This window comes from Burkholderia sp. LMG 13014 (assembly GCF_905232215.1).
Lineage (GTDB): Bacteria > Pseudomonadota > Gammaproteobacteria > Burkholderiales > Burkholderiaceae > Burkholderia.
The window spans coordinates 1-2,779 of the sequence record NZ_CAJNKE010000701.1 but is presented as its reverse complement, the minus strand read 5'-3'; the positions used below and the strand labels follow the sequence as shown (position 1 = coordinate 2,779).

The 2,779-nt window shown below is 69.3% G+C and carries 1 protein-coding gene; it reads right to left on the bottom strand.

The window, feature by feature from the left end:
- On the bottom strand, positions 1-2,779 hold a 2,779-nt coding region (locus JYJ84_RS33305; RefSeq protein ID WP_374102152.1), incomplete at both ends, for a beta strand repeat-containing protein.

The window sequence follows — 2,779 nt, the reverse complement described above, 5'->3', positions numbered from 1 at the left end:
TTCGTCCCCTGGTTGTCGATCCCCTTGCCCGAGCCGCCGACCGCGATCGACGCCGCGCCGGCCGCGAGCCCGCCACTCGTCACGGTGGCGTCGATCAGTACGCCGTCGGCGCTGCCGTTCGCGATCACGGTGCCGGCGCCCGACAGCGCGACCGATGCGCCTGCGCCCGTCAGGTGCACGCCCGCGATGCCGTCGTCGGCTTCGATCGAACCCGCGTTCGCGAGCGTCGCCGACGCACCCTGGACGAGCGCGCCGGTGCCGTCGGATACGCGGATCGTCGACGTGTTGTTCACCGTGCCGAGCGTGCCGATCACGACGCCCGTCGAGCCGGCGCCCGTCAGCAGCACCGTGTTGCGGTTCTCGAGCGTGCCGAGGTGTTGCGCGACGAAGCCCGTCACGCCGGCAGTCGATGACGTGACGGCGGCATTGTTGGTGAGCGTCGTCGCGACCGGTGCGCCGGCATTGGCGCCGGCGAGATCGTGCGCCTGGCCGTCGACGACACCGGCGATCGCGCCGGCCGCGTTCAGGTTGATCGTCGCGCCCGCGTCGATCGTGCCTTGCGCGCCGCCTTCGACCGCGATCGCGATGCCGTTCGCGCCGTTGACGTTGTAGATCGCGTTGCCGGTCGACAGCACGGTGCCGGCGTCGGTCGCGAGCACGCCGTGCGCGCGCTGGCCGTTGACGTCGGTCGTCAGTGCGCCGGCCGTCGACGTGCCCGTGTAGGCCGCACCGCCCGCGACGCGGAACAGCGTCGAATCGTCGGTGTCGACGCTGAGATGCTGCGCGGCGACGTTGATCTTCGAGCCCGCGCCGTACGCGTAGAAGCCGATCTGGTTGGTGCCCGACATGAAGGCGGGCACGGCATTGGCGCCGACGTCGATCGTCGCGCCCGAACGTGCGTGCACGCCGATCGCGCCGGTGCCTGTCAGGTTGAGCGCGCCGTCGAGCGTGGCGTTCGCGAGCGGCCCCTCGGCCCACACGCCGTAGTTGCGCGTGCCCGATGCGGGATCGAGGCCGCCGGCCACGTTGATCGTGCCGGTCGAGGTCGCAGCCGTTGCGGTCGTACCGGTCCCGACGACCATGATGCCGATGCCGTTGACGCCGTTCAGCGTGATGGTGCCGGTGTTGGTCACGGTCGCGGCCGTGTTGGCCGCGAGCATGCCGACGTTGGCGAGCGGCGTGTTGGATGCCGCGCCGTTGACGACGATCGCGCCCGCGTTGCTCAGCGTGCCGGACGACGAGCCGATGCTCGCCAGTGCGGCGCCGTTCTGTGTCTGCGAGCCGATCACGATCGTGCCGAGGTTGCTCGCGGTCCCCGATGCGCCGAGCAGGATGCCGTACGCGTGCGCGGACAGCGCGACGTCGTTCGCGGCTTCCGGCGACCCGGCATCGTACTGGGCGGCCCGGCCGAGGTAGATCGTGCCGCCGGCTTCGTTCGTGAAGCTGCCGCCGGCGACGAGGCCGCCGATCACCTGGCTGTCGAGCGTCGTCGCGTTGACGCCCACGTTGATCGTGCCCGCGTTCGATGCGCTCGCGCCGTCGGTCGCGGCCACCGCGTAGTTCTGCAGGTCCGGGCGCGTGGTGTTGTAGGTCCACGCGCCGACGTTCATCACGCCGTTGTTGACGAAGGTCGTGCCGGCGCCGTTCGCGTAGACGCCGTTGCCCTCGGTGTACGCCTTGAAGCCGAAGTTGTCGGGCGGTGCGGCGCTGCCCGTGTTGAAGTTGTCGCCGGCGGTGTAGCCGGACGAGATCACGCCGTTGTTGACGCCGCTTGCACCGGTCAGCAGGCGCACGAGCGTGAAGTCGCCGGACAGGCCGCCGTCGTTGACGAAGTGCGCGCCGTTTTCCGCGAGGACCGCCGAGCTCGAGTCGATCGTGTTGGTGCCGCGAAAGTCGATCTGCCCATACTTGCCGATATGCAGCGTCGCGTTCGCGCCGGTGCCGTGCAGTGCCGTCAGGTAGTTCATCGGCAGCGCGTTCTCGTCGCCCGACGACACGTTGTTCGCGTACCCGAACGATTGCGTGGTGAACGTGACGGCCTGGTTGAACGCGCTGTCGTAGGCGGCCTGCGAGCCGAGCGCGCCGCTGCTCACCGCGTGTACGAGGAAGTTGTTGTACGCGGCGAGCGACGCCGCGTCGGTGACGGTCCACGCGCTGCCGTCGAACGCGGTGAAGCTGCCCGCATACGTCGGCACCTCGAGCAGGACATGACCGACGGGGCCGCCGTTTGCGAGGTAGTCGCCGGTACCCAGCCAGATCTGGTTGCGCGAATTCCAGTTGATGACGCTTTGCGCCGAGCCGCTGCCGTCCGCGACGAACAGGTCCGTCTGCTTCGGCGCCATCGTGATCGCGTTGCCGGCTGCCGTGGGCGAGCCGGCCGGATTGCCGATCGACACGTCGAGCGTTCCGCCGGAGCGTTCGACGGTGCCGATTCGTGTGTTCACGTACTGGTTGCCGTTCACGTCGTGATAGACCGACACGTCGGTCGAGCCCGCACTCGATGCGGAAAACGTGCCCGAATCGTAGGTCGCGATCGATGTCTGGCCACCGGTGATCGAGTCGGGCGTGCTGACGCTTTGTGTCTTGCCGCCGATCGACAGCAGCGGTTGATTCGGGTTGCCCGACACGACGGACGTGCTGCCGAGCGGCATCTGCGTGTAGCCCATGTCGCCGGTCGCACCGGTCCACGCGCCCGTCAGGTTGACCCGGTCGCCGCCCGACACGGTCGTGGCGCCGACGAGGTTGTCGTTGACGGTCGGGCTGAAGCTGTCGAGCGCGC